Origin of the sequence: Streptomyces sp. NPDC001406 (assembly GCF_042895285.1) — a bacterium.
GTDB lineage: Bacteria > Actinomycetota > Actinomycetes > Streptomycetales > Streptomycetaceae > Streptomyces.
This window is the reverse complement of record NZ_JBIAWG010000003.1, coordinates 252,927-277,461: the sequence shown is the minus strand read 5'-3', so window position 1 is coordinate 277,461 and position 24,535 is coordinate 252,927. Positions and strand designations below refer to the sequence as shown.

Here is a 24,535-nt window from a genome sequence, read left to right as displayed (position 1 = left end):
CTGTTTCGCCACATCGGGACCGGGGCCGTGCGACCGGCGGCCGGCGGCTACGCCCCCGTCGGGTCCTCACCGCGGTCCAGGGCCTTCCACAGGTCCTCGGGGCGGTCGGGGTCCGCGGCCGGGGCCGGGCGGCGGGGGCGGGCGGTGCCGCGCTCGTAGCGGCCGGACATGGCGGGCCACAGGCGTCCGTAGCGCAGGGCGAGGAGCCCGGCGAGCAGCAGCAGGAGGCCGCCGGCGGCCGCGACATAGGGCCAGCCGGTGTGGGTGAGCGCGGCCACGCTCGCGGAGGTGTCTCCGGTGGCCTCGGCCGCCTTGTCGTCGAGCGCCGAGCTGTCCGAGGCGCCGACCAGGGCCGCGGCGATCGTGCCGGCGCCGGAGAGCGCGAGGAGCCCGGCGACCAGCAGGCGGCCGGCCCGGCGGACGGCGAAGACGGCGACGAGCGCGGCGAGGCCCACTATGGCGAGGGCCGCGGGGACGCCCGTGACGTCACTGCCCTTGGCGGTCAGCGGAAAGGCACCGCCGGCCACGGTCGCGGTGCCCTCCGCCCAGCGCTGCCGGGTGGCCAGCAGCGCCACGGCTGCGCCGAGCGCACCGCACATCAGGGCGACGGCGAGGCTGCGGCGGCCGGAGCGTGCGGGTCCGGCGGCTTCGGGGCGGGGGTGAGGTACGGCAGTCACGTAGTCCACTATCGCCTGAACCCCGGGCGAACCGTCACCCGGGGTTCACGTGATACGCGCCCCACTGTGCGGTAAGCGCCCTACTTGCCCAGCCGGTTGGCCGTGTGCACCGCCCGCAGCACCGCCGCCGCCTTGTTGCGGCACTCCTGGTCCTCGGCGACCGGGTCGGAGTCGGCGACGATGCCCGCGCCCGCCTGGACGTACGCGGTGCCGTCGCGCAGCAGGGCCGTACGGATGGCGATGGCCGTGTCGGAGTCGCCCGCGAAGTCGAGGTAGCCGACACAGCCGCCGTACAGCCCGCGGCGGGACGGTTCCAGCTCGTCGATGATCTGCATCGCGCGCGGCTTGGGGGCTCCCGACAGGGTGCCGGCCGGGAAGCAGGCCGTCAGGACGTCGAAGGCCGTACGGCCCTCGGCCACCTGTCCGGTCACCGTCGAGACGATGTGCATCACATGGGAGTACCGCTCGACGGACATGAAGTCGACCACCTCGACCGAGCCGGGTGCGCAGACCCGCCCCAGGTCGTTGCGGCCGAGGTCGACGAGCATCAGGTGCTCGGCGCGCTCCTTGGGGTCGGCGAGCAGTTCGTCGGCGAGGGCCTGGTCCTCCTGCGGGGTGGCGCCGCGGTGCCGGGTGCCGGCGATGGGGTGGACCATGGCCTGCCCGTCCTCGACCTTCACCAGGGCCTCCGGGCTGGAGCCCACGACGTCGAAGGCGCCTTTGCCCCCGTCGGGGAACCGGAACAGGTACATGTACGGCGAGGGGTTGGTCGCCCTGAGGACCCGGTACACGTCCAACGCGCTTGCCGTGCACGCCGTTTCGAAGCGCTGCGAGGGTACGACCTGGAAGGCCTCGCCCGCGCGGATGCGCTCCTTGATGTCCTCGACGGCCTCCTGAAAGTCCGGGCCGCCCCACAGTGCGGTGTACTCGGGCAGCTCGGAGGGCGGCAGGACGGCCGGGGGCTGGGCGACGGGGCGCGAGAGGTCGGCCTCCATGGCGTCGAGGCGGGCCACGGCGTCCGCGTACGCCTCGTCGACGCCGGTGTCGAGGTCGTTGTGGTTGATCGCGTTGGCGATCAGCAGGACGGAGCCCTCCCAGTGGTCCATGACCGCGAGGTCGCTGGTGAGGAGCATGGTGAGCTCGGGGAGCCGCAGGTCGTCCCGCTCGCCGGGGCCGATCTTCTCCAGGCGGCGGACGATGTCGTAGCCGAGGTAGCCGACCATGCCGCCGGTGAAGGGCGGCATGCCCTCCTGGTGGGGCGTGTGCAGGGTCGCGATGGTGGCGCGCAGGGCGGCCAGCGGGTCGCCCTCGACGGGGACGCCGACGGGCGGGACGCCGAGCCAGTGGGCCTGGCCGTCGCGCTCGGTCAGGGTCGCCGCGGACCGCACGCCCACGAAGGAGTAGCGGGACCAGGAGCGGCCGTTCTCCGCGGACTCCAGCAGGAACGTGCCGGGGCGCTCGGCGGCGAGCTTGCGGTAGAGCCCGACCGGGGTGTCGCCGTCGGCGAGGAGCTTGCGGGTGACCGGGATGACGCGGCGGTCGGTGGCCAGCTTGCGGAACGTCTCTAGGTCCATGGCGGCTGACCTTACTGATCCGAGACGGGTACGCCGGAATCGGCGTCCTTGAGCAGTACGTCGGCGTCGAAGCAGGTGCGGGCGCCGGTGTGGCAGGCGGCGCCGACCTGGTCCACCTGGACCAGCACGGTGTCGGCGTCGCAGTCGAGGGCGACGGACTTGACCCACTGGAAGTGGCCGGAGGTGTCGCCCTTGACCCAGTACTCCCGGCGGCTGCGCGACCAGTAGGTGCAGCGGCCGGTGGTCAGCGTGCGGCGCAGCGCCTCGTCGTCCATCCAGCCGAGCATCAGCACCTCTCCGGTGTCGTACTGCTGGGCGATGGCGGGGACGAGACCGTCGGCGCTGCGCTTGAGGCGCGCGGCGATCTCGGGGTCGAGGCTGCTGGGCCCGGGCGTACCGGTCGTACTGGTCATGCGGCCATTGTGCCGCGCCGCACCGACAGTGACGGTCCGTGTCCACTGGACGGACCCGCACGCGCGCGTGCGGTGGACGTCCACTGGGCCGACCCCATGGCTGGTCGTAGGCTGACTGTATGTCGACCTTCGCCAAGCGTGAACGGCTCCTGCTCGCCGACCTCTTGGAAACCGCCGGTCCTGAGGCACCGACCCTCTGCGAGGGCTGGCAGACCCGCGACCTGGCCGCGCACGTGGTGGTGCGCGAGCGCCGGCCGGACGCCGCCGGGGGCACGCTGATCAAGCCCCTCGCGCCGCGTCTGGAAAAGGTGATGCAGGAGTACGCGGCGAAGCCGTACGAGGAGCTCATCCAGCTGATCCGCACCGGCCCGCCGCGGTTCTCGCCGTTCCAGCTCAAGCAGATCGACGAGGCGGCGAACACGGTGGAGTTCTACGTCCACACGGAGGACGTCCGCCGCGCCCACCCCGACTGGACGCCGCGCGAGCTCGACCCGGTCTTCCAGGACGCGCTGTGGTCCCGGCTGGAGCGCACGGCACGGCTGCTGGGCCGGGGTGCGCCGACCGGCCTGGTGCTGCGGCGCCCGGACGGCCAGACGGCGGTCGCACACCGGGGCTCGCCGGTGGTGACGGTGACGGGTGAGCCGTCGGAGCTGCTCCTGTTCACGTTCGGCCGGCAGAGCGCCGCCAAGGTCGAGCTGGACGGCGACGAGAACGCGATCGCCAAGCTGCACGAGTCGAAGCAGCTCGGCATCTGAGAGGACCCCTCATGATCAAGGTCGCGATGACCAGCGTGTTCGTCGACGACGTGACCAAGGCCCACGCCTTCTACACGGACGTCCTCGGCTTCGAGACGCGCACCAACCTGGATCTGGGCGGCGGCACGCTGTTCATCACGGTCGGCGCCCCGGACGGGGGCCAGCCGGATCTCCAGCTGCTGCTGGAGCCCGGCGACAGCCCCATCGCGGAGCCGTACCGCCGGGCCCTGTACGAGGCCGGGATCCCCGCCATCGTCTTCTCCGTGGACGACATCGGGGCGCAGTACGACCGGCTGCGCGGCCTCGGTGTGCGGTTCACGCACGAGCCGCAGCAGCAGGGACCGGTGCTCGCGGCCGTGCTCGACGACACGGTCGGCAACTATGTGCAGCTGACGCAGCCGTTGCAGCGGCCGGGCGGCTGAGCGTCAGCGGGGCAGTTCGGCGCGGCGCAGGGCCGGTACGGCGAGGGCGACCACGCCGCCGAGTCCGCAGACGGCGGCGCTGACGACGTAGACCGGGCCAAGGCCCCAGGCGCCGATCGCGGCGGCCGCGAGGGGCATGCTCAGCGGGGCGAGGCCGAGGCTGACCAGGCCGGAGACCGCGGTGACGCGGCCCAGGCGGGCGGGGTCGGCGACAGTCTGCAGCAGGGCGCCGCACAGGGCACCGCTGAGCCCGGCCAGGAGCCCCACGAGCAGGGCCACCGCGGCGGCCCCGGCGAGGCTCGGGACGAAGGCCAGGGCGCCGATCGCGACGGAGCCGGCGAGGATCGCGCACCCGGTGACCAGCCCCGCGCGCGGCAGCCGCCCCCGGACGGTCAGCAGCAGGGAGGCCGCACCGGCGCCGATACCGAAGCCCGCGAGCACCGTGCCCATCCCGGAGGCACCCCAGCCGCGCTCGTCGGCCAGCAGGGTCAGACCGACGTTGAAGGGGCCTACGAAGCCGAAGTCGCCGAGGGCGATGGCCAGCATCAGGGGAGCCAGGACGCGATGGCGGCGGATGTAGGCCAGCCCGGCCCTCAGGTCCCGCCAGGCGGTGTCCCGGCGCGCCCCGGTCCTGTCGTCGGCCGGCAGCTCCCGGACCCTTACGGACACCAGCAGGGGCACCGACACCGCGATGAGCAGCCCGGCGAGCCCGAACGCGGCCGCCGCGCCGCCGACCGCCACACCGAGCCCGCCGAGCGGGGCGCCGACGACGCTCGCGCAACGGATCGCGAGGCCGCGCATGCCGTGCACCCGGGCCAGCTGGTCCCTGGTGGTGATCCGCGCGGGGAGGGCGCCCACGGCGGGCATGAACACGGCGTCGACGGTGCCGAAGACCAGGGCGAGCAGGGCCAGCGGCCACAGTCCGGGGCCGGCGAGGAACAGCAGCGCGGCCACCGCGAGGACGGCCGCGCAGCGCACCGCGTCGCTGCCGATGACGACCCGGCGCGGCCCCAGCCGGTCGGCCAGCACACCGCCGCCCAGCATCAGCACGGCCCTCGGCAGCGCGCTGGCCGACATCACGAGTCCGGCCTGTGCGGGCGTTCCGGCCTGGACCGCGGCCCAGGACAGGGCGATGTAGTACACGCTGTCGCCGAGCATCGAGAAGGTGTAGGCGCCGAGCCAGCGCAGGACGTCCGGGTCGCGATGGGCGGCCCGCGCGGTCGGCGACGGTACGAGCGTGGCGGTCACGTCAGGCGGGTCCTCTCAGACGCGGAACGGGAAGCCGTACAGGTGCAGCGCGACGTGCTCGCGCCCTTCGGTGTCGCCGGCGGCCTCGTGGGCACGCCCCTGCTCGTCGTAGCGCTTGACCAGGTCGTGCAGGTCCTTCTTCAGCTCCGCGAGCTCCCCGGCGGTCAGCCGGAGCAGCGACTCGGAGTCGTGGGCGGCCCCGCTCCACTCCGGGCCCCAGTGGGCGCGCTCGTCCAGATACGTCCGGTACATCTCGGCGCGCTGGTCCAGGAACAGCCGTGAGGCCGCGAGGTGCGCCGCCACCTTCTCGGGGGCGTCCTGGAAGTCCTCGTCGCGGACAAAGACGCCTTCGGAGGCCGGCCGCCACCAGCGCTCACGGCCGTCCGCGCTGCGCGGCTCGGCCTCCTCGACCAGGCCGTGCTCGGCGAGCTTGCGCAGGTGGTAACTGACCAGCGAGACGGCCTCGTCGACCTGCTCGGCGAGCTGTGAGGCGGTGGCCGCCTCGGCGACGAACAGCAGCCGGTAGAGCTTCATGCGCAGCGGATGCGCGAGTGCCTTGAGCGTGCCGACATCGGTGATCCGCCGCTTCTCCTTGCTTGCCATGGGCACGACTGTAGATACAAAGGAAAAGTTGCACAATAGATTTTGCGCAACTTCTCTTTCGTAGTGGGACACGAAGAGGCCCCGGCGGCAGCCCGCCGGGGCCGGTGTGGGCGTATGTGTGTACGCGCTAACGGACGGGGTGGCCCGCCTCGCGCAGGGTCTGCTTCACCTCGGCGATGCGCAGGTCGCCGAAGTGGAAGACGGAAGCGGCCAGGACCGCGTCCGCGCCCGCCGCGATCGCCGGCGGGAAGTGGGCGAGCCGGCCGGCGCCGCCTGAGGCGATGACCGGGACCGTGACGTGCTTGCGCACGGCCGCGATCATCTCCAGGTCGTAGCCGTCCTTCGTGCCGTCCGCGTCCATCGAGTTGAGCAGGATCTCCCCCGCGCCCAGCTCGGCGGCCCGGTGCGCCCACTCGACGGCGTCGATGCCGGTGCCCTTGCGGCCGCCGTGCGTCGTCACCTCGAAGGACCCGCTCTGCGTGCGGCGCGCGTCCACCGACAGCACCAGCACCTGTCGGCCGAACCGCTCGGCGATCTCGCGGATCAGCTCGGGCCGGGCGATCGCGGCCGTGTTCACGCCGACCTTGTCCGCGCCCGCGCGGAGCAGCTTGTCGACGTCCTCGGCCGTGCGCACACCGCCGCCGACCGTGAGCGGGATGAACACCTGCTCGGCGGTGCGGCGCACCACGTCGTACGTCGTCTCACGGTTGCCCGAGGACGCGGTGATGTCCAGGAACGTCAGCTCGTCGGCGCCCTCGGCGTCGTACACCTTGGCCATCTCGACGGGGTCGCCCGCGTCGCGCAGGTTCTGGAAGTTGACGCCCTTGACGACCCGGCCGTTGTCCACGTCCAGGCACGGGATCACGCGTACAGCCAGGGTCATGAGGACACTCCTCTAAACGCCTCCACCTCGACCTCGACCACCAGGCTGGGGTCCACGAAGCCGGAGACGATGATCATGGTTGCGACGGGCCGGACGGTGTCGAACAGCTCCTTGTGCGCCCGTCCGACATCGTCCACGTCACGCGCGTGCGTGATGTACATGCGCGTCCGTACGACGTCGTCACGCCCGAGTCCCACCTGCCGCAGCGCGGACAGCGCGACGTCGAAGGCGTTGACCGCCTGCTCGTACGGCCCACCGCCGACGATCTGACCGTCCACGACGGACGTGCAGCCGGCGACCAGCACCAGACCGTTCGGCAGCTCCACCGCGCGGGAGTAACCGAACTGCTCCTCCCAGGGTGCGCCCGTGGACACGCGCCGTACGTCGCTCACCGGGACACCGCCTCCAAGGCCTCTTCCAGTGTGAATGCCTTCGCGTACAGGGCCTTCCCGACGATGGCGCCCTCGACACCGAGGGGCACCAGCTCGGCGATGGCCCGCAGGTCGTCCAGGGACGACACGCCGCCCGAGGCCACGACCGGCCGGTCGGTCGCCGCGCACACGTTCTTCAGCAGCTCCAGGTTCGGGCCCTGGAGGGTGCCGTCCTTGGCGATGTCCGTGACGACGTAGCGGGCGCAGCCCTCCTTGTCGAGGCGCTCCAGCGTCTCGTAGAGGTCGCCGCCGTCGCGGGTCCAGCCGCGGCCGCGCAGGGTCGTGCCCCGCACGTCCAGACCGACCGCGATCTTGTCGCCGTGCTCGGCGATGACCCTGGCGACCCACTCCGGGGTCTCCAGCGCGGCGGTGCCGAGGTTCACCCGGGTGCAGCCGGTGGCGAGCGCGGCGGCGAGGGTGTCGTCGTCACGGATGCCGCCGGACAGCTCCACCTTGATGTCCATCGCCTTCGCGACCTCGGCGATCAGCGCACGGTTGTCGCCGGTGCCGAACGCGGCGTCCAGGTCGACGAGGTGCAGCCACTCGGCGCCCGAGCGCTGCCAGGCGAGCGCGGCCTCCAGAGGGGATCCGTAGGAGGTCTCGGTCCCGGACTCGCCGTGCACAAGACGGACGGCCTGTCCGTCCCGGACGTCGACGGCGGGGAGGAGTTCGAGCTTGCTCACAGTGTTCCGATCCAGTTGGTGAGGAGCTGGGCTCCGGCGTCGCCGGACTTCTCGGGGTGGAACTGCGTGGCCCACAGGGCGCCGTTCTCCACGGCGGCCACGAAGGGCTTGCCGTGCGTCGACCAGGACACCCTGGGCGCGCGCATGGTGGCGTTGTGCGTCTCCAAGGACCAGTCGTGGACGGCGTAGGAGTGCACGAAGTAGAAGCGCGCGTCCGCGTCCAGGCCGGCGAACAGCTCGGAGTCGGCGGGCGCCTCGACGGTGTTCCAGCCCATGTGGGGCACGATCTCGGCCTGGAGCGGCTCGACCGAGCCGGGCCACTCGTCCAGGCCCTCGGTCTCCACGCCGTGCTCGATGCCGCGCGCGAACAGGATCTGCATGCCGACGCAGATGCCCATCACCGCCCGCCCGCCGGACAGCCGGCGGTCGATGATCCAGTCCCCACGGGCCCCACGCAGGCCCTGCATACAGGCGGCGAAGGCGCCGACGCCCGGCACCAGCAGGCCGTCGGCGTTCATGGCCGCGTCGAAGTCGCGCGTTATCTCCACGTCGGCCCCCGCGCGCGCGAGGGCACGCTCGGCGGAGCGGACGTTGCCGAAGCCGTAGTCGAAGACCACGACCTTCTTCGGCGCGCTCATCAGTTCCACACCTCCAGCCGCAGCACACCCGCGACCAGACACATCGCCGCGCCGATCGAGAGCAGCACGATCAGGCTCGTGGGCATCTTCTGCTTGACGAAGGAGATGATGCCGCCGACCAGGAAGAGGCCGACGACGATCAGGATGGTGGACAGACCGGTCATGGTTTACAGCGCACCCTTCGTGGACGGCAGAATGCCCGCCGCGCGCGGGTCACGCTCGCTGGCGTAGCGCAGTGCCCGCGCCAGCGCCTTGAACTGGCACTCCACGATGTGGTGTGCGTTGCGCCCATAGGGCACGTGCACATGGAGTGCGATCTGTGCCTGGGCGACGAAGGACTCCAGGATGTGCCGGGTCATCGTGGTGTCGTACTCGCCGATCATCTGCGCCATGTTCTCGGGCTCGGTGTGCACGAGGTACGGGCGGCCGGACAGGTCGACGGTGACCTGGGCGAGGGACTCGTCCAGCGGCACCGTGCAGTTGCCGAAGCGGTAGATCCCCACCTTGTCGCCGAGCGCCTGCTTGAAGGCGGCGCCCAGCGCGAGGGCGGTGTCCTCGATGGTGTGGTGCGAGTCGATGTGCAGGTCGCCGTCGGTCTTCACGGTCAGGTCGAACAGACCGTGCCGGCCGAGCTGGTCGAGCATGTGGTCGTAGAAGCCGACGCCCGTCGCGATGTCGGTTCTCCCGGTGCCGTCGAGGTCTATCTCGACGAGGACCGACGTCTCCTTGGTGGTCCGCTCCACGCGTCCGACGCGGCTCATGCGTCCAGCTCCTTCGGGGGGGGTGGGGATGTCCCCCACAAAACACTGCAAGTCACGTACCGCGTCGAGGAACGCGTCGTTCTCCTTCGGGGTTCCGGCGGACACCCGCAGCCACCCCGGTACGCCGTTGTCCCGGACCAGGACACCCCGGTCGAGGATCTTCTGCCAGGCGGCGTGGGTGTCCTCGAACCGGCCGAACTGCACGAAGTTCGCGTCGGACTCCGTGACGGCGTAACCGATCGCCCGCAGCTCGCTCACCAGCCGGTCCCGCTCCGACTTGAGCTGCTCGACGTACTTGAGCAGCGTGTCGGTGTGCTCCAAGGCGGCCAGCGCGGTCGCCTGGGTGACCGCCGACAGGTGGTACGGCAGTCGTACGAGCTGTACGGCGTCCACCACCGCCGGGTGCGCGGCGAGGTAGCCGAGCCGCAGACCCGCCGCGCCGAAGGCCTTCGACATGGTCCGCGACACGACGAGATGCGGCCGGCCTTCGAGCAGCGGCAGCAGCGAGTCGCCGTGGCTGAACTCGATGTAGGCCTCGTCCACGATCACCATCGACGGCTTGGCCGCCTGCGCCGCGTCGTAGAGCGCGAGCACCGTCTCGGGCGGGACCGCGTTGCCCGTGGGGTTGTTGGGGGTGGTGATGAAGACGACGTCGGGCCGGTGCTCGGCGATGGCCCGCCGGGCCGCCGCGAGGTCGATGGTGAAGTCCTCGCCCCGGGGGCCGGAGATCCAGCCGGTGCCCGTGCCGCGCGCGATGAGCGGGTGCATCGAGTACGACGGCTCGAAGCCGATCGCCGTACGGCCCGGTCCGCCGAAGGTCTGCAGCAGCTGCTGGATGACCTCGTTGGAGCCGTTGGCCGCCCAGACGTTCGCCATGCCGAGCGGGTACTTGCCCGTCTTCGTCAGGTAGGCCGCCAGCTCGGTGCGCAGCTGGACCGCGTCCCGGTCGGGATAGCGGTTCAGATTGCGGGCGGCCTCGCGCACCCGCTCCGCGATCCGCTCGACCAGCGGCTCGGGCAGCGGGTACGGGTTCTCGTTCGTGTTCAGCCGTACGGGGACGTCCAACTGGGGCGCGCCGTAGGGGGACTTGCCGCGCAGCTCGTCCCGTACGGGGAGATCGTCGATTCCGAAGCTCACTTGCTCGTCGGTACCTTCCACCCGAACCTTGCCTTGATCGCCGCGCCGTGCGCGGGCAGGTCCTCCGCCTCCGCAAGCGTCACCACGTGGTGCGCGACCTCGGCCAGCGCGTCCTTCGTGTAGTCGACGATGTGGATGCCGCGCAGGAAGGACTGGACGGACAGGCCCGAGGAGTGGCAGGCGCAGCCGCCGGTGGGCAGGACGTGGTTGGAGCCTGCCGCGTAGTCGCCCAGCGAGACGGGCGCCCAGGGGCCGATGAAGATCGCGCCGGCGTTCCTGACCCGGTCGGCGACCGCGGCCGCGTCCGCCGTCTGGATCTCCAGGTGCTCGGCGCCGTATGCGTCGACCACCCGAAGGCCCTCTTCGACGCCGTCGACCAGCACGATCGCGGACTGCCTGCCGCGCAGCGCGGGGACGATCCGGTCGTCGATGTGCCTGGTGGCCGCGATCTGCGGCTCCAGTTCCTTCTCCACCGCGTCGGCCAGCTCGACGGAGTCGGTGACCAGCACGGCCGCCGCGAGCGGGTCGTGCTCGGCCTGGCTGATCAGGTCGGCGGCGATGTGCACCGGGTCGGCGGTGTCGTCCGCGAGGACGGCGATCTCGGTGGGGCCGGCCTCCGCGTCGATGCCGATCCTGCCGGTGAAGAAGCGCTTGGCGGCGGCGACCCAGATGTTGCCGGGGCCGGTGACCATGTTGGCGGGAGCGCAGGACTCGGTGCCGTACGCGAACATCGCGACGGCGGTGGCGCCGCCCGCGGCGTAGACCTCGTCGACGCCGAGCAGCGCGCACGCGGCGAGGATCGTCGGGTGCGGCAGGCCGCCGAACTCCGCCTGGGCCGGTGAGGCCAGCGCGACCGATCCGACGCCCGCCTCCTGCGCGGGCACCACGTTCATGATCACGGAGGAGGGGTAGACGGAACGGCCGCCGGGCGCGTACAGGCCGACGCGCTCCACGGGCACCCACTTCTCGGTCACCGAGCCGCCGGGCACGACCTGGGTCGTGTGGGTCGTACGGCGCTGGGCGCGGTGCACGAGGCGGGTCCGGCGGATGGACTCCTCCAGGGCCGCCCGTACGGCCGGGTCGAGGGACTCCAGGGCGTCGGCGAGCGCCTGCGCCGGGACCCGTACGGATTCGAGCCGTACGCCGTCGAACTTCTCCGCGAAGTCGATCAGCGCCGCGTCGCCCCGATGATGCACGGCTTCGCAGATCGGACGCACCTTCTCAAGGGCGGCCTGAACGTCGAAGTCGGCTCGGGGCAGCAGGTCGCGCAGGGCGGGTCCCTCGGGAAGGGCGTCGCCGCGCAGATCGATTCGGGAGATCACAGCCCCAATTCTCTCAGACCGGCGTCGGCCGTCGTCCGCGCGTATCAATGGCTGATACAGAACCTGGCCGGGAACCCGGAAGATCCGCTTCACGTCTGGCGTTCGGGACGTCACTCAGCGGGCATGAACGGTTGTACACAGTTGCGACTCGCGAGTAGTTGAGAAAGAAGGAAAAGCAGTGACCGAGGGGGCCGGCCTGCGCGCCGGGGACCTGCCGGACGATCTGACCGCCGCCGAGGCCGGCATGTGGCAGGCCTTCCGCAACGGCAGTGTGTACGACCTGAGCAGCGGGGACGCCGTCGTGGACGACCCGCACGGCGGTCACCCCTGGGGACCGGAGCGGACCGTGCGGGCGAGGACCGTGTGCTGGCTGCTGCTGGACGGTCCGCCCGCGCTGTCCGGCCGCGTTTCCTCGCTGAAGCTCGTCGGCGTGCGCGTCACCGGCGCCCTGGACCTGGCGGGCGGCACGGTCATGCCGTATCTGGAGCTGCGGGACTGCCGTTTCGACCAGGAGGTCCTGCTGCCGGAGGCCCGCTTCACGACCGCGCGGTTCGTGAACTGCTCGGTGCCCCGGCTGGAGGCGGCCCGGGTGCACACCGAGGGCGATCTGCATCTGCCGCGCTGCCGCTTCCACAACGGCGTCCGGCTGACCGACGCGCACATCGGCACGGATCTGCTGCTCAACCAGGCGATCGTGTACCGGGACCGCAGCGGCCGCTCGATCGCCGGGGACGGGGTGACCGTCGGCCAGGACTTACAGGCGGAACTCCTGGAGTCGCACGGCGAGCTGAGCCTGCGCGGCGCCAAGATCGGGGTCTCGCTGAGCCTGCGCGGCGCCCGGCTGCTCAACCCGTACTCGCGGCTCGCCCTGAACGCGCCCCAGCTGACGGTCGAGCGCACGCTGTATCTGACCCCGGCCGGCGTGGGCAGCCCGCTGCTGAGCGGCACGACGCCCGCGCGCGGGACACGGATCCAGCGGTTCGAGTGCCAGGGCGGGGTGCGGCTGGACGACGGGCGGTTCGGCGACGCGGTCGACCTGGAGCGGGCGCGGTTCACCTTCACCGACGACCAGGAGCTGTCGCTGCGCCGGGTGCAGACGCCCGAGCTGCGCTTCCTCGGGGACGCGCCGCAGCGCGGCAAGGTGGTGCTGTCGGGCGCGCGGACCGTCAACCTCGTGGACCGCGCGGCCGGCTGGCCGGGGCCGGGCAATCTGCACATGGGCGGCTTCGCGTACGAGAACCTGGTGCCGCAGGGCCCGTTCCCGCTGAACCGGCGGCTGGACTGGGTGGCGGCGGCGACCGCCGAGTACAACCCGGAGCCGTACGAGCGGCTCGCCACCGTGCTGCGTGCTGCCGGCGAGGACGAGGACGCCCGCGAGGTGCTGCTCGCCAAGCAGCGCCGGCGCCGCGAGACGCTGCCGCTGGCCGCCAAGCTGTGGGGGTACGCCCAGGACTGGACGGTGGCCTACGGCTACCGGCCGGGCCGGGCGGCCGTGTGGATGGCGGTGCTGTGGGCGGCGGGCACGCTGGCCTTCGCGCACGCCGGCCATCCGCCGATGAACCCCGGCGGCCACCCGGTCTGGAACCCGGCGCTGTTCGCCCTCGATCTGCTGCTCCCGGTGATAGACCTCGGCCAGGTGGGCCAGTGGCAGCTGCACGGCGGCTGGCAGTGGCTGTCCGCGGCGATGATCCTGCTGGGCTGGATCCTGGCGACGACGGTGGCGGCGGGGGCGACACGACTGCTCAGACGCGGCTAGGGGCCCGTCGGAACCGGCTGTGCGACAAGTGCCGTGTGGCAGGTACTCAACAGGAATGGAACAGTCACCTTTTACCCGGCCTTGACCGGTGCGCGTACAACTTTCCTCGGGTTGGGCATACCCCCTGGCGCGTCCCGGACCTGCGGACTTTCAATGGTCGACACCATGGCTCTGCTGCCCGCTTTCATCCGCCCCACCCGGATGAAGAGGATCGCCTCGCTCCCGGCCGGTCCACCGGTCGATGACGAGGTGCTGCTCGACGCGCCCGACGACCGCCTCGGCCCCGCTCTCGTCGCGGCCGGCAGGGGCGAGTTCCGTGCCGCCGCCGAGCTGCTGGCCGCCACCCGCGCGGCCACCGAGTGGGAGAACCGCGACCGGTACACGAGGCGCCTGGCCGCCTTCGCCCGCTTGCGTGCCGAGTGGTTCGAGGAGTGGCGCAGGCAAGCCCCGGACGACCCCGGCGGGCTGCTGGTCGCGGCCCAGCTGGCGGTTTACCGCGCCTGGCCGTCACCGGCCCGCGCCGAGCTGCTGCGCAACGTCAGCCCGCTGATCACGGCCGCCGCGCGCGCCGACGACCGCGACCCGGTGCCCTGGCGGATCGCGCTGGACCACGCGCGCGGCTCGCACGCCGGACCCAAGTACTTCGAGGAGCTGTGGGGCGCCGCGGTCCGGCGTGCCCCGCACCACTACGGTTGTCATACGGCGGCCCTGCGCTATCTGGCCGCCTCCTGGCACGGTTCCCACCGCGAGTGCTTCGACTTCGCCGACCTGGCCGCGCAGGACGCCCCGCCGGACTCACTGGTCCAGGCGCTGCCCGTGCGGGCGGCCCTCGGCTATCTGACCGACGACTGCGGGGCCGAGGTGGCACGGCAGCGGCTGGACGCGGCGGCCGACAGGGCGATCGCCCTGTCCGCCCGGTTCCCCGCGGCGGACCCCTGGCCGGCCAAGATCCGCAACAAACTGATGTACGTCCTCGTCACGCTGGACCGCCGTCAGGACGCCCTGGCCCAGCTGCGTCTGATCGGCCCGTATGCCACGTCCTTCCCCTGGGACCGGCTGTCGGACGACCCGCTGGGCCACTTCCTGCGGCTGCGCGCCGAACTCCTGACGACGGCCCGCCCGGCGTCGCGGACGCGGCTGGACCCGGGCCCCCGGCGCCCACGGACCGGGCACGGCGGACATGCCCACGCCGGTGACCATTAGGGTGGCGCCGTGACCACCGTCCGTCTCCCCCTCTTCCCGCTGAACTCGGTGCTGTTCCCGGGGCTCGTGCTCCCTTTGAACGTCTTCGAGGAGCGCTATCGCGCCATGATGCGCGAACTGCTGAAGACCCCCGAGGACGAGCCGCGCCGATTCGCCGTCGTGGCGATCCGCGACGGCCACGAGGTGGCGCCGAGCGCACCGGGCATGCCGGACCCGACGGCCATGCCCGAGCTCGGCCCGGCGGCGGGCTTCGGCGCCGACCCGGCCAAGGCCTTCAACGCGGTGGGCTGCGTGGCCGACGCGGCGACCATCCGGGAGCGGGCGGGCGGCACCTTCGAGGTGCTGGCGACCGGCACGACCCGGGTGCGGCTGCTGTCGGTGGACTCCTCGGGCGCGTTCCTGACGGCCGAGCTGGAGGAGCTGCCGGAGGAGCCGGGCGACGAGGCGGGCGCGCTGGCGGAGGGGGTGCTGCAGGCGTTCCGGCAGTACCAGAAGCGCCTGGCGGGTGCGCGGGAACGCTCCGTGGCCACGAGCGCGGAACTCCCGGACGAACCGGCGGTGGTCTCCTATCTCGTGGCGGCGGCGATGATGCTGGACACCCCGACGAAGCAGCGCCTGCTCCAGGCCCCGGACACCGCCTCCCGCCTGCGGGACGAGCTGAAACTCCTTCGCTCGGAGACGGCGATCATCCGTAACCTGCCGTCGTTGCCGGCGTCGGACCTGACGCGCGGCCGGACGAGTCTGAACTGAGGCCGGAACCTCGATGGCGAAGAAGTCGAAGAAGCAGCAGCCCGGGGGCACCCCCGCGACGGTGGCGCTGACGGCCGCGGGTGTGGACTACACGGTCCACTCCTACGATCACGACCCCGGCCACCCCTCCTACGGCGAGGAGGCGGCCGAGGCGATGGGCGTCTCCCCCGACCGGGTCTTCAAGACACTGGTGGCGGACGTGGACGGCAGACTGACGGTGGCCGTGGTCCCCGTGGCGGGCTCCCTGGACCTCAAGGCCCTGGCGACGGCCGTCGGGGGCAAGCGGGCGGCGATGGCGGACCCGGTCCTCGCCGAGCGCACGACGGGCTATGTCCGCGGCGGCATCTCCCCGCTGGGCCAGCGCAAGAAGCTCCCCACGGTCCTGGACGAGTCGGCCTCGGCGCACACCACGATCTGCGTCTCGGCGGGCCGCCGCGGCCTGGAGGTCGAACTGTCCCCCGCGGACCTCGCCGGCCTCACCGGGGCGACACTGGCCCCCATCGGGCGCGTTTGACCTCTCGACGGGCGCCCCTTCCTCGGTTAAGTACGAGGGACATGTCGAAGAAAACCCAGAAACGCAAGTGGCGCATCAAGAAGGGCCGCTCGAACCACGGGAGGCGCCCGGCCTAGGAGCCGCCCCCTCAGCGCCGGCCGACACGACCGAGCCCGTCCGGCGCTGGGGAACGAGACGACGCGGCCCGAAACGCGCGCCCCCGGAACAGGGCACCTGAACACCCTGGGCGGGCGACGCCACGTACAACCCCTACGGGCACGGATCCGGAACCCACAGACGCCGCGAGCCCGACCCACACCACCAGCACGGCCACCGCCACCCCGGCAACGCGCCCTTCACCCCCAGCTTCAACGGCACCGGCCCGCACGACCCAGCACGGCCCGCCACTCAAGAACAAGACCGCCCGGCCCGAAACGCGCGCCCCCGGAACAGGGCACCTGAACACCCTGGGCGGGCGACGCCACGTACAACCCCTACGGGCACGGATCCGGAACCCACAGACGCCGCGAGCCCGACCCACACCACCAGCACGGCCGCCGCCCGGGCCGAAACGCGCGTCCCCGGAGCGAAACGCCCAAGCCCTCTACGCGGGCGGCGCCGCGTACGGTCCCTGGGAGTACGGGCCCTCCTCGTACGGGTCCGGGTCCCGCGGGCCGAACAGGGCCGTGAGGCCGAGGTGTACCACCAGCGCGGCCACCGGCCAGGCCAGCAGCGCGCCCTTCGCACCCAGCTTCAGCGGTGCCGAGAAGGTCACGCCCTTGCCGACCTCCTTGGCGTGGGCGAGGACGTTCTGGGCGGGCCCCAGCCACACCCCGAGCCGCCAGGCGAGCAGCGCCCCGAGCAGGCCCCCGACGGTCAGCGCCACCACCAGCGGCACACCGCCGCGCCGCCGGAGCAGGAAGACGACGATCGCGCTGACCGCTCCGAAGGCGAGGGCGAGCAGCGTGAACGTTCCGTCCACCGCGATCGCCTGCTCCCCCTCGGTGTCCTTGATGTAGACGACCCAGCCCCGGCCCACCTGGTCCCCGACCAGCGGCACATGCGGAGCCAGCCACAGCCACAGCAGACCGAGCGCCACCCCGCCGAGCGCCACCGCCAGCGTGATCACGGCCGCGTCGCGCACTTCGGTCTTCATTCCGGGACCGTCCTGTTCGTACACGCCTCCCACCGCCCCGGCGGGCGGCGGCGCCTGCCAGGCCTGGTGCGGGGACTGGTCGTGCGGCGGCGGAGGCGGCGTCAGCGGTGCGGTCACCCTGACATCGTGCCAGGTCGGCCCGTGCGGCGCGTCATCGGACGGCAGCCCGCCGGTACGCCCAGGTGGCGACGGCCAGCGAGACGATCCCGACGGCGGCGCACACGCCCAGGTCAGCGACGACGAACGCCCAGTCGGGATGCGCCCCGAAGGTCCGCGCGTAGGCCTCCACGCCGTACGTCGAGGGCAGCAGGTCCCGGGCCAGCCGCACGAGCTCCGGCATCCGGTCGGGCGGCAGCACCCCGAGCAGCAGCGCCGCCGACATGCCCAACTGACCGAGCAGCGTGGCCAGTTCGGGCCGTGACGAGAGCAGTCCGAAGGCAGCGCCGAGCCCGGCGAGCGCGGCGCCCGCGAGCGGGATCACGGCCACCAGGATCCAGAGGTTGGTCAGCGGCAGCCCGAAGAGCACACAGCCGAACCCGGCCGTCACCAGCGTTCCCGGCACGGTGAAGGACGCGTACGCCCCCGCCGCTCCGAGCACCACCGCCGCGGGTGGCACCGGCAGCGTCGCGTAGTGGTCGAGCCCGCCGCCGGCCCGCAGCTGCCCGAAGTACTGGGCGAGCAGGTTCAGCGCGACGTACGCCACGACCACGACCGACGCGCCCGCCACCACGGACTGGGCCTCCACGCGGGTGTCCACCACCCCGCGCATCATGATCATGATGCCGACCGACTGGAAGGTCGCCACGAACAGCAGCGGAATCCGCGCCACCCGCGCGCGGGACAGCTGCGCCCGGTACACGGCCGCCAGTGACGGCCACAACCGGGCGGCCGGCGCGAGTTCGGCCGCGCCCTTCGCCGTGTCCTGCACGGCCACGGCACTGCCCTGCAGAACCTCGGCGGGTACGACACTCACCTGGAACCGCTCCTCTCCGCCACGGATCTCACGCCGTCCCATACGCATACGGCTCTCCACCGCTCACGCCTTCACCAGCCCCTGCCGTGCGGCGCCACCGAGCGCCAGATACACGTCCTCCAGGCTGGGCGTGGCGAGCGTGAAGTCGTCCAGGGCGGCGAACGCGGCCCCGCCGGTCACCGTGGCGACGGCGGCGCGGGCCTCCTCGGGAGCCAGCCGCAGCGTCCAGCGGCGGCCGGCCTCCACGGCCCGCTCCCGCAGCCGGGCGACCTCGGGCACCTCCAGCGGCGCCCGCTCCCGCCACACCAGCTCGACGCGTACCTCTCCGTCGACCCGCTCCTTGAGCCCGGCCGGCGTGTCGCAGGCGATGACCCGGCCCCTGTCGAGGACGGCGACCCGGTCGAGGACGGTCTCGGCCTCGATGACGTTGTGGGTGACCAGCAGCACGGTCGTACCGCGCTCGGCACGCCGCCGGTCGACGGCCGTCCACACCGCGCGCCGGGCCACCGGGTCCATGCCGGTGGTCGGCTCGTCGAGCACGAGCAGCGGCCGCTCCCCGACCAGCGCGGTGGCGAAGCAGGCGAGCCGCCGCTGCCCGCCGGACAGCTTCTTCAGCGCCCGCCCGGCGATCGGGGTGAGCCCCAGCTCGTGGAGTACGGCGTCCCGCTCGGCCCGCGCCGGCCCGAGGTCCAGTCCGCGCAGCCGTGCGGTGGTCTCCACGGCGAGGGAGACCGTCAGCTCGTCGAGGGCGGTGGATTCCTGGCCGAGGTAGGCGAGGATGCGCGAGGCCCGCTCCGGGTGGCGCACGATGTCGTGGCCGAGGATCTCGACGCTGCCGGCGTCGGGCCGCATCAGCCCGGTCAGCTGGCGTACGAGGGTGGACTTGCCGGCCCCGTTCGGCCCGAGCAGTCCGAAGATCTCACCGCGCCGGACGTCCAGCTCCACCCCGTCGGTGGCCCGCACCTCGGGCGCGTCCGGTGCCCCGCGCCGTCCGCGTACGGCCGCGTAGGTCTTGGTCAGCCCGCGCACCGCGCACACGACGTCACCGGAATGCCGTGGAGCCTGTGCCGAGCGCGTGTTCACAAAGCACGAGAGTACGGGGTCCGGGACCTTTACTCGCCTTTGGGGCCTCCTACCTCGATTCATTCTCCAGCGGGCGCATGCTCCGCGGCCGTGGGGACGTCGATCTCCCGCCAGAAGCCTGCCCGGATGGCGTAACGGTCGTGCTCGTCGATCTGGTCGTCCTTGTGGGCCAGCAGCCCGAAGCGGGCGGCGTAGCGCAGCAGCTCGCCGTCGATGCGGTGCGGGATGCGCGGATACATGCCGGACAGCTTCTGCAGATGGCTCTGGTCGCTCAGCCGGGAGATCCACCGCCGGGCGAAGACCTGTCCCACCTCGTACGGGTCGCCGCCGACCGTGGTGATGTCCTCCTCCCGGTCGGCCCACCGCTGCTCGGCGGTGGTCAGCTGGGCCAGCATCGGCATGGAGGCGGCCTCGGCCGGCTCCGCGGCCACGCCCGGCCGGTCCACCCAGCCCTTGTCGGAGGACCAGCGCAGGGTCGCGGTCGCCGGGTGCTGGGCGGGCTGGGCGCCGGGGGCGCGCAGCGCGGCGAGGTCCTTGGGGGTGGGCACGCCCTTGGCCGGCACCCGCTCCTGGCTGCCGTTCTCCGAGACCGCGGCGGCGGGCGCGTGTTCGCCCTCCTCCGGTGGCCGCTCGGCCGCCGGGGCGAGGGAGGACTCGGGCAGCGGCGCGGAGAGGATCGCGGCGATCTCGGGGCGGGGCGCGGGCGGCGGCGCGCAGATGCCGGTGAGCTCCTTGGCGCGTACGGCCTTGGTGATCCACGTACGGTCCAGGACACGCCGTTCGTCGGCCTCGGCGACCAGGTCCTCGGACTGGTTGTAGTCGCCGTCGGCGGCCTGTACGGCCCACAGGTGGACGGCGACGCCGTGCTCCTTGGCGGCCATCATGCCGGGCAGCAGGTCGCCGTCGCCGGTGACGAGGACGACGTCGGAGCAGGCGCGGTTGCGGGCCAGTTCGGTCAGCTCGGCGTGCATGGCGGCGTCCACGCCCTTCTGCGCCCAGCGTCCGTCGCTGCGGGTCAGGGCGCCGAGCCGGACGGTGACCCGGGGCATCACGCGCAGCCGGCGGTGCTCCGGTTGGGGGACGCGGTCGGGGGCGCCGTCGAACCAGTAGATGCGCAGCAGCGGCCGCTCGGTGTCGGCCTCGGCGCGCTCGCGCAGCGCCTGGATGAGCGCGGTGTGGTCGACGGTGATGCGGGAGCGGGAGGGTTCTCCGGCGAGGAGGCTGGCCGCGGCCCCCAGCAGATACCCGGCGTCCACCAGGACGATGCATCGGTCCACACGACTCACCCTCTTCCCCGGAGGTTTGCTTCGGCCCTGATTCGAGTCTGCCCGACTGCGCGGGGGTTAACGGCCCGAACTCGATCTTCGGCGTGGCGTTTCGGGGCCTCGTTCGCCGACCAGCCCTGTCACAGACGGTAATTATCCGACATGCGCCTCTTGTCAGGCTATGTGAATCTGATTCCGGCCCTGGCCCCTAGATCCCCCACAGGAGGCAGATCACCATGGCCAAGAACAAGAACCGCAAGCAGGGTGGCCCGCAGACCCGCGCGTCGCAGGCAGAGCAGGCCCGCGAGCAGGCGCAGCGGACGTCGACGGAGGCGCACGAGTCTCCGGCGGCGAACATCCAGGGCAGCCCCGCTGATGTTGCCCGTAAGCAGAAGAAGAGCTTCGGCCACAACTGAATCAAGGGCTGTTGAGCCCAGGTACTGACGAGGGGCGTACCCGCTGCCGGGTACGCCCCTCGGTCATGTCCGTCCCGGGCCGGACGCTCAGCCCGCCAGGCAGGACGGGCCGAGCAGCACCTTCAGGTCTCCGAACAGGGCCGGATCGGGCTTCACACGGTGCCGGTCGAGGCGCAGGACCGTCGTCTTGCGCGGGCCCTGGAGCCTGATGCGGACCTCGCTGTCGCCCTTGTGGTGGCTGAGGATCTCACCGAGGCGGCTGACCATGGGCGGGGTGACCCTGGTGGCCGGGATGGTCAGGATCACGGGGGCGTTGGTGCCCGCGTTGGACAGGTCCGGGACCATCAACTCCATCGCGACGAGCCGCGGCACGTCCTCCCGCTTGTCGAGCCGGCCCTTGACGAACACGACCGCGTCCTCGACGAGTTGGGTCGAGATGAGCTGGTACGTCGCCGGGAAGAACATGCACTCGATGGAACCGGCGAGGTCCTCCACCGTGGCGATCGCCCAGGCGTTGCCCTGCTTGGTCATCTTGCGCTGCAGGCCCGAGATGATGCCGCCGATGGTGACGACCGCGCCGTCCGCGTGCTCACCTCCGGTGAGCTGGGCGATGCCCGCGTCGGCCTTGTCGGACAGCACGTGTTCCAGGCCGAAGAGCGGGTGGTCGGAGACGTACAGACCGAGCATCTCCCGCTCCTGGGCGAGCAGATAGGTCTTGTCCCACTCCTCGTCGGTGAACTGCACGTCGAGTCCGAAGCCGGGCTCGCTGCTTTCCTCCTCGCCCATCCCTCCGAAGAGGTCGAACTGGCCCTCGGCCTCCTTGCGCTTGACCGCGACCACGTTGTCGATCATCGGCTCGTACTGCGCGGTGAGGCCCTTGCGGGTGTGCCCCATGGTGTCGAAGGCGCCGGCCTTGATCAGGGATTCCGTGGTGCGCTTGTTGCACGCGACCGCCTCGACCTTGTCGAGGTAGTCGGGGAAGGAGGCGTACTTGCCCTTCGCCTTGCGGCTCTTGATGATCGACTCGACCACGTTGGTGCCGACGTTGCGCACCGCTTCGAGGCCGAAGAGGATCACGTCGTCGCCCTGGGCGGCGAAGTTGTGCACCGACTCGTTGACGTTCGGCGGGAGCACCTTGATGCCCATGCGGCGGCACTCGTTGAGGTAGATCGCCGACTTGTCCTTGTCGTCCTTGACGGAGGTGAGGAGCGCGGCCATGTACTCGGCGGGGTAGTTCGCCTTGAGGTAGGCGGTCCAGTAGGAGACCAGGCCGTACGCGGCCGAGTGGGCCTTGTTGAAGGCGTAGCCGGCGAACGGGACCAGCACGTCCCACAGGGCCTGGATGGCCTCGTCGCTGTAGCCGTTCTTCTGGGCGCCGGCCTGGAAGATGGTGAAGTTCTTGGCCAGTTCGTCGGGCTTCTTCTTGCCCATCACGCGGCGGAGGATGTCGGCCTCGCCGAGGGAGTAGCCGGCGATGATCTGGGCGGCCTTCTGCACCTGCTCCTGGTAGACGATCAGGCCGTAGGTGACGGCCAGGACCTCTTCGAGGGGCTCCTCCAGCTCCTTGTGGATCGGGGTGATCTCCTGGAGCTTGTTCTTGCGCAGCGCGTAGTTGGTGTGCGAGTCCATGCCCATCGGGCCCGGGCGGTACAGCGCCGACACGGCGGAGATGTCTTCGAAGTTGTCGGGCTTCATCAGGCGCAGCAGGGAGCGCATGGGGCCGCCGTCGAACTGGAAGACGCCGAGGGTGTCGCCGCGCTGGAGCAGTTCGAAGGTCGTCGGGTCGTCGAGCGGGAGGCCCAGGAGGTCGATGTCGACCCCCTTGTTGGACTTCACCATCTTGACGGCGTCGTCCATGATCGTGAGGTTGCGCAGGCCCAGGAAGTCCATCTTCAGCAGGCCGAGCGACTCACAGCTCGGGTAGTCCCACTGCGTGATGGTCACGCCGTCGGTGTGCCGCACCCACACGGGGACGTGCTCGGTGATGGTCTCGCTGGACATGATCACGCCGGCCGCGTGCACACCCATCTGCCGGACCAGGCCCTCGACGCCCTTGGCGGTGTCGATGACCTTCTTCACGTCCGGCTCGTTCTCGTACATCCCGCGGATCTCGCCCGCCTCGCTGTAGCGCGGGTGCGAGGGGTCGGTGATGCCGTTCAGGTCGATGCCCTTGCCGAGGACGTCGGCGGGCATCGCCTTGGTGAGCCGGTCGCCCATGGCGTACGGGTAGCCCAGCACGCGCGCGGAGTCCTTGATCGCGTTCTTGGCCTTGATCTTGCCGTAGGTGCCGATCATGGCGACCTTGTCGGCGCCGTACTTCTCGGTCACGTACCTGATCACCTCGACGCGCCTGCGCTCGTCGAAGTCGATGTCGACATCGGGCATGGAGACGCGCTCGGGGTTGAGGAACCGCTCGAAGATCAGGCCGTGCGGGATCGGGTCGAGGTCGGTGATGCCCATGGCGTAGGCGACGATCGAGCCGGCCGCGGAGCCTCGGCCGGGGCCCACCGCGATGCCGTTGTTCTTGGCCCACATGATGAAGTCGGCGACCACGAGGAAGTAACCCGGGAACCCCATCTGGATGATGACGTCCATCTCGTACTCGACCTGCTTCTGCCGGTCGTCCGGGACGCCGCCGGGGAAACGGCGGTCCATGCCCCGGCGGACCTCCTCCTTGAACCAGGTGACCTCGGTATAGCCGTCCGGGATGTCAAACTTCGGCATGAGGTTCCTGGCCTCGAACATGCCGGTGGTGTCGACCATCTCGGCGACCAGGAGGGTGTTGGCGCAGCCCTCCTGCCAGGCGTCCGAGGAGTCGATGGCGTACATCTCGTCCGTGGACTTCAGGTAGTAGCCGGTGCCGTCGAACTTGAAGCGGTCCGGGTCGGAGAGGTTCTTGCCGGTCTGGATGCACAGCAGGGCGTCGTGGGCGGTCGCCTCGTGCGCGTACGTGTAGTGCGAGTCGTTCGTCACCAGCGGCGGGATGCCGAGCTTCTTGCCGATCTCGAGGAGGCCGTCGCGGACCCGGTGCTCGATCTCGATGCCGTGGTCCATCAGCTCCAGGAAGTAGCGGTCCTTGCCGAAGATGTCCTGGTAGTCGGCGGCGGCCTTCAGTGCCTCGTCGTACTGCCCGAGGCGCAGCCGCGTCTGGAGCTCGCCGGAGGGGCAGCCGGTGGAGGCCACGATCCCCTCGGACCACTGAGCGATGGTCTCCTTGTCCATCCGGGGCCACTTCTGGAGCCAGCCCTCGGCGTACGCGTCCGAGGAGAGCCGGAAGAGGTTGTGCAGACCCGTGCTGTTCACGGCCCACATCGTCTTGTGGGTGTAACCACCGGAACCGGAGACGTCGTCGCGCTTCTGGTGCGGCTGGCCCCACTGGATCTTGCGCTTGTTGCGCCGGGACTCGGGCGCGACATAGGCCTCGATCCCGATGATCGGGGTGACTCCGGCCTTCTTCGCGCTGTGGAAGAAGTCGTACGCCCCGTGGAGGTTGCCGTGGTCGGACATGGCGATGTGCGTCATGCCCATCTCGTTGCAGGCGTTGAACATGTCCTTGAGCCGCGCGGCACCGTCCAGCAGCGAGTACTGGGTGTGGACGTGCAGGTGCGTGAAGGGCGGCTTTGACACGGTTTCGGCCTCCGAGGAAAACAGGCGTCGACGATCTTCCGACCGGCTGCGGACAGTCTGGGGGACAGCGTCGAAGTCTATGCCCCGGCACTGACATGAGATGGATACTGTGGCGCGAACCGCCTCGATGAGGGGCGGCGGTCGGGTGGCGGGTGGGCGGGCACTCCCGCGTACCTTCGTCCGTTGGGACAGTTCGGAAAGCCCGCCCGGACGGATGTCCCGTCCGCCCCATACGTCACGCATCACCTGTACCAGGAGGCACCCAG

The 24,535-nt window shown here is 71.4% G+C and carries 24 protein-coding genes; 7 read left to right on the top strand and 17 right to left on the bottom strand.

Annotation, left to right across the window (positions count from 1 at the left end; all coding sequences use genetic code 11):
* Positions 1-47 precede the first annotated feature (47 nt).
* The 3 genes from ACFY1J_RS08635 to hisI all read right to left on the bottom strand — a co-directional run bounded on the left by ACFY1J_RS08635 (position 48) and on the right by hisI (position 2,664).
* Complete coding sequence (locus tag ACFY1J_RS08635; RefSeq protein WP_390709117.1) at positions 48-686, bottom strand: TIGR02234 family membrane protein; 639 nt, start codon at positions 684-686, stop codon at positions 48-50.
* A 71-nt stretch (positions 687-757) separates the two neighbouring features.
* Positions 758-2,251, bottom strand: coding sequence for an anthranilate synthase component I (locus ACFY1J_RS08630; protein ID WP_390709118.1), 1,494 nt, complete (start codon positions 2,249-2,251; stop codon positions 758-760).
* A gap of 11 nt (positions 2,252-2,262) precedes the next feature.
* Positions 2,263-2,664 carry a phosphoribosyl-AMP cyclohydrolase gene (gene hisI, locus ACFY1J_RS08625; RefSeq protein WP_390709119.1) on the bottom strand — a complete coding sequence of 134 codons (402 nt, stop codon included), beginning with the start codon at positions 2,662-2,664 and terminating at the stop codon, positions 2,263-2,265.
* A 119-nt stretch (positions 2,665-2,783) separates the two neighbouring features.
* On the opposite strand from hisI, the gene ACFY1J_RS08620 reads away from it, so the two are divergent.
* Both ACFY1J_RS08620 and ACFY1J_RS08615 read left to right on the top strand, forming a co-directional pair.
* Positions 2,784-3,419 carry a TIGR03085 family metal-binding protein gene (locus ACFY1J_RS08620; RefSeq protein ID WP_363297088.1) on the top strand — a complete coding sequence of 212 codons (636 nt, stop codon included), beginning with the start codon at positions 2,784-2,786 and terminating at the stop codon, positions 3,417-3,419.
* Between the two features lie 11 nt (positions 3,420-3,430).
* Positions 3,431-3,841 (top strand): VOC family protein, encoded by a 411-nt coding sequence (locus ACFY1J_RS08615; RefSeq protein ID WP_390709120.1) that lies wholly within the window; start codon positions 3,431-3,433, stop codon positions 3,839-3,841.
* 3 nt (positions 3,842-3,844) lie between these two features.
* Here the strand turns inward: ACFY1J_RS08615 and ACFY1J_RS08610 are convergent, their stop codons facing one another.
* The 9 genes from ACFY1J_RS08610 to hisD all read right to left on the bottom strand — a co-directional run bounded on the left by ACFY1J_RS08610 (position 3,845) and on the right by hisD (position 11,547).
* Positions 3,845-5,089: an MFS transporter gene (locus ACFY1J_RS08610; RefSeq protein ID WP_390709121.1), complete on the bottom strand. Its 1,245-nt coding sequence runs from the start codon at positions 5,087-5,089 to the stop codon at positions 3,845-3,847.
* 15 nt (positions 5,090-5,104) lie between these two features.
* Positions 5,105-5,692 (bottom strand): ArsR/SmtB family transcription factor, encoded by a 588-nt coding sequence (locus ACFY1J_RS08605; RefSeq protein ID WP_390709122.1) that lies wholly within the window; start codon positions 5,690-5,692, stop codon positions 5,105-5,107.
* 127 nt (positions 5,693-5,819) lie between these two features.
* Positions 5,820-6,575, bottom strand: a complete 756-nt coding sequence (hisF, locus tag ACFY1J_RS08600) for an imidazole glycerol phosphate synthase subunit HisF (protein ID WP_390709123.1) — start codon at positions 6,573-6,575, stop codon at positions 5,820-5,822.
* A complete protein-coding gene (locus ACFY1J_RS08595; protein WP_390709124.1) occupies positions 6,572-6,967 on the bottom strand; it encodes a RidA family protein in 396 nt (131 codons plus the stop codon). The genes hisF and ACFY1J_RS08595 overlap by 4 nt, the downstream gene beginning before the upstream one ends.
* Positions 6,964-7,689, bottom strand: coding sequence for a bifunctional 1-(5-phosphoribosyl)-5-((5-phosphoribosylamino)methylideneamino)imidazole-4-carboxamide isomerase/phosphoribosylanthranilate isomerase PriA (priA, locus tag ACFY1J_RS08590; RefSeq protein ID WP_390709125.1), 726 nt, complete (start codon positions 7,687-7,689; stop codon positions 6,964-6,966). The genes ACFY1J_RS08595 and priA overlap by 4 nt, the downstream gene beginning before the upstream one ends.
* Positions 7,686-8,327: an imidazole glycerol phosphate synthase subunit HisH gene (hisH, locus tag ACFY1J_RS08585; RefSeq protein WP_390709126.1), complete on the bottom strand. Its 642-nt coding sequence runs from the start codon at positions 8,325-8,327 to the stop codon at positions 7,686-7,688. Before hisH ends, priA begins: the two co-directional genes overlap by 4 nt.
* Positions 8,327-8,491 (bottom strand): hypothetical protein, encoded by a 165-nt coding sequence (locus tag ACFY1J_RS08580; protein ID WP_390709127.1) that lies wholly within the window; start codon positions 8,489-8,491, stop codon positions 8,327-8,329. The genes hisH and ACFY1J_RS08580 overlap by 1 nt, the downstream gene beginning before the upstream one ends.
* 3 nt (positions 8,492-8,494) lie before the next feature.
* On the bottom strand, positions 8,495-10,225 hold the full coding sequence (locus ACFY1J_RS08575; RefSeq protein WP_390730915.1) for a histidinol-phosphate transaminase: 1,731 nt from the start codon (positions 10,223-10,225) through the stop codon (positions 8,495-8,497).
* Positions 10,222-11,547 (bottom strand): histidinol dehydrogenase, encoded by a 1,326-nt coding sequence (gene hisD, locus ACFY1J_RS08570; protein WP_390709130.1) that lies wholly within the window; start codon positions 11,545-11,547, stop codon positions 10,222-10,224. Before hisD ends, ACFY1J_RS08575 begins: the two co-directional genes overlap by 4 nt.
* 178 nt (positions 11,548-11,725) lie before the next feature.
* On the opposite strand from hisD, the gene ACFY1J_RS08565 reads away from it, so the two are divergent.
* The 4 genes from ACFY1J_RS08565 to ybaK all read left to right on the top strand — a co-directional run bounded on the left by ACFY1J_RS08565 (position 11,726) and on the right by ybaK (position 15,770).
* The gene (locus tag ACFY1J_RS08565; protein ID WP_390730914.1) at positions 11,726-13,303 is read left to right on the top strand and encodes an oxidoreductase; all 1,578 of its coding nucleotides are present in this window, start codon (positions 11,726-11,728) and stop codon (positions 13,301-13,303) included.
* Positions 13,304-13,456: 153 nt separating this feature from the next.
* Positions 13,457-14,506, top strand: a complete 1,050-nt coding sequence (locus ACFY1J_RS08560; RefSeq protein ID WP_390730913.1) for a hypothetical protein — start codon at positions 13,457-13,459, stop codon at positions 14,504-14,506.
* A gap of 9 nt (positions 14,507-14,515) precedes the next feature.
* The gene (locus ACFY1J_RS08555; RefSeq protein ID WP_390709133.1) at positions 14,516-15,256 is read left to right on the top strand and encodes an LON peptidase substrate-binding domain-containing protein; all 741 of its coding nucleotides are present in this window, start codon (positions 14,516-14,518) and stop codon (positions 15,254-15,256) included.
* A gap of 13 nt (positions 15,257-15,269) precedes the next feature.
* Positions 15,270-15,770 carry a Cys-tRNA(Pro) deacylase gene (ybaK, locus tag ACFY1J_RS08550; RefSeq protein ID WP_390709134.1) on the top strand — a complete coding sequence of 167 codons (501 nt, stop codon included), beginning with the start codon at positions 15,270-15,272 and terminating at the stop codon, positions 15,768-15,770.
* A 583-nt stretch (positions 15,771-16,353) separates the two neighbouring features.
* Here ybaK and ACFY1J_RS08545 read toward each other — a convergent pair.
* The 4 genes from ACFY1J_RS08545 to ACFY1J_RS08530 form a co-directional block, all read right to left on the bottom strand.
* Positions 16,354-17,022 carry an AAA family ATPase gene (locus ACFY1J_RS08545; RefSeq protein ID WP_390709135.1) on the bottom strand — a complete coding sequence of 223 codons (669 nt, stop codon included), beginning with the start codon at positions 17,020-17,022 and terminating at the stop codon, positions 16,354-16,356.
* A gap of 34 nt (positions 17,023-17,056) precedes the next feature.
* Positions 17,057-17,878: an ABC transporter permease gene (locus ACFY1J_RS08540; RefSeq protein WP_390709136.1), complete on the bottom strand. Its 822-nt coding sequence runs from the start codon at positions 17,876-17,878 to the stop codon at positions 17,057-17,059.
* Between the two features lie 63 nt (positions 17,879-17,941).
* Entirely contained in the window at positions 17,942-18,916 is a 975-nt protein-coding gene (locus ACFY1J_RS08535; protein WP_390709345.1) for an ABC transporter ATP-binding protein, read from the bottom strand.
* 104 nt (positions 18,917-19,020) lie between these two features.
* Entirely contained in the window at positions 19,021-20,238 is a 1,218-nt protein-coding gene (locus ACFY1J_RS08530; protein ID WP_363297074.1) for an NYN domain-containing protein, read from the bottom strand.
* A 224-nt stretch (positions 20,239-20,462) separates the two neighbouring features.
* On the opposite strand from ACFY1J_RS08530, the gene ACFY1J_RS08525 reads away from it, so the two are divergent.
* On the top strand, positions 20,463-20,642 hold the full coding sequence (locus tag ACFY1J_RS08525) for a hypothetical protein (protein ID WP_390709137.1): 180 nt from the start codon (positions 20,463-20,465) through the stop codon (positions 20,640-20,642).
* 87 nt (positions 20,643-20,729) lie between these two features.
* Here the strand turns inward: ACFY1J_RS08525 and dnaE are convergent, their stop codons facing one another.
* On the bottom strand, positions 20,730-24,269 hold the full coding sequence (gene dnaE / locus ACFY1J_RS08520; RefSeq protein ID WP_390709138.1) for a DNA polymerase III subunit alpha: 3,540 nt from the start codon (positions 24,267-24,269) through the stop codon (positions 20,730-20,732).
* Positions 24,270-24,535: the final 266 nt, after the last annotated feature.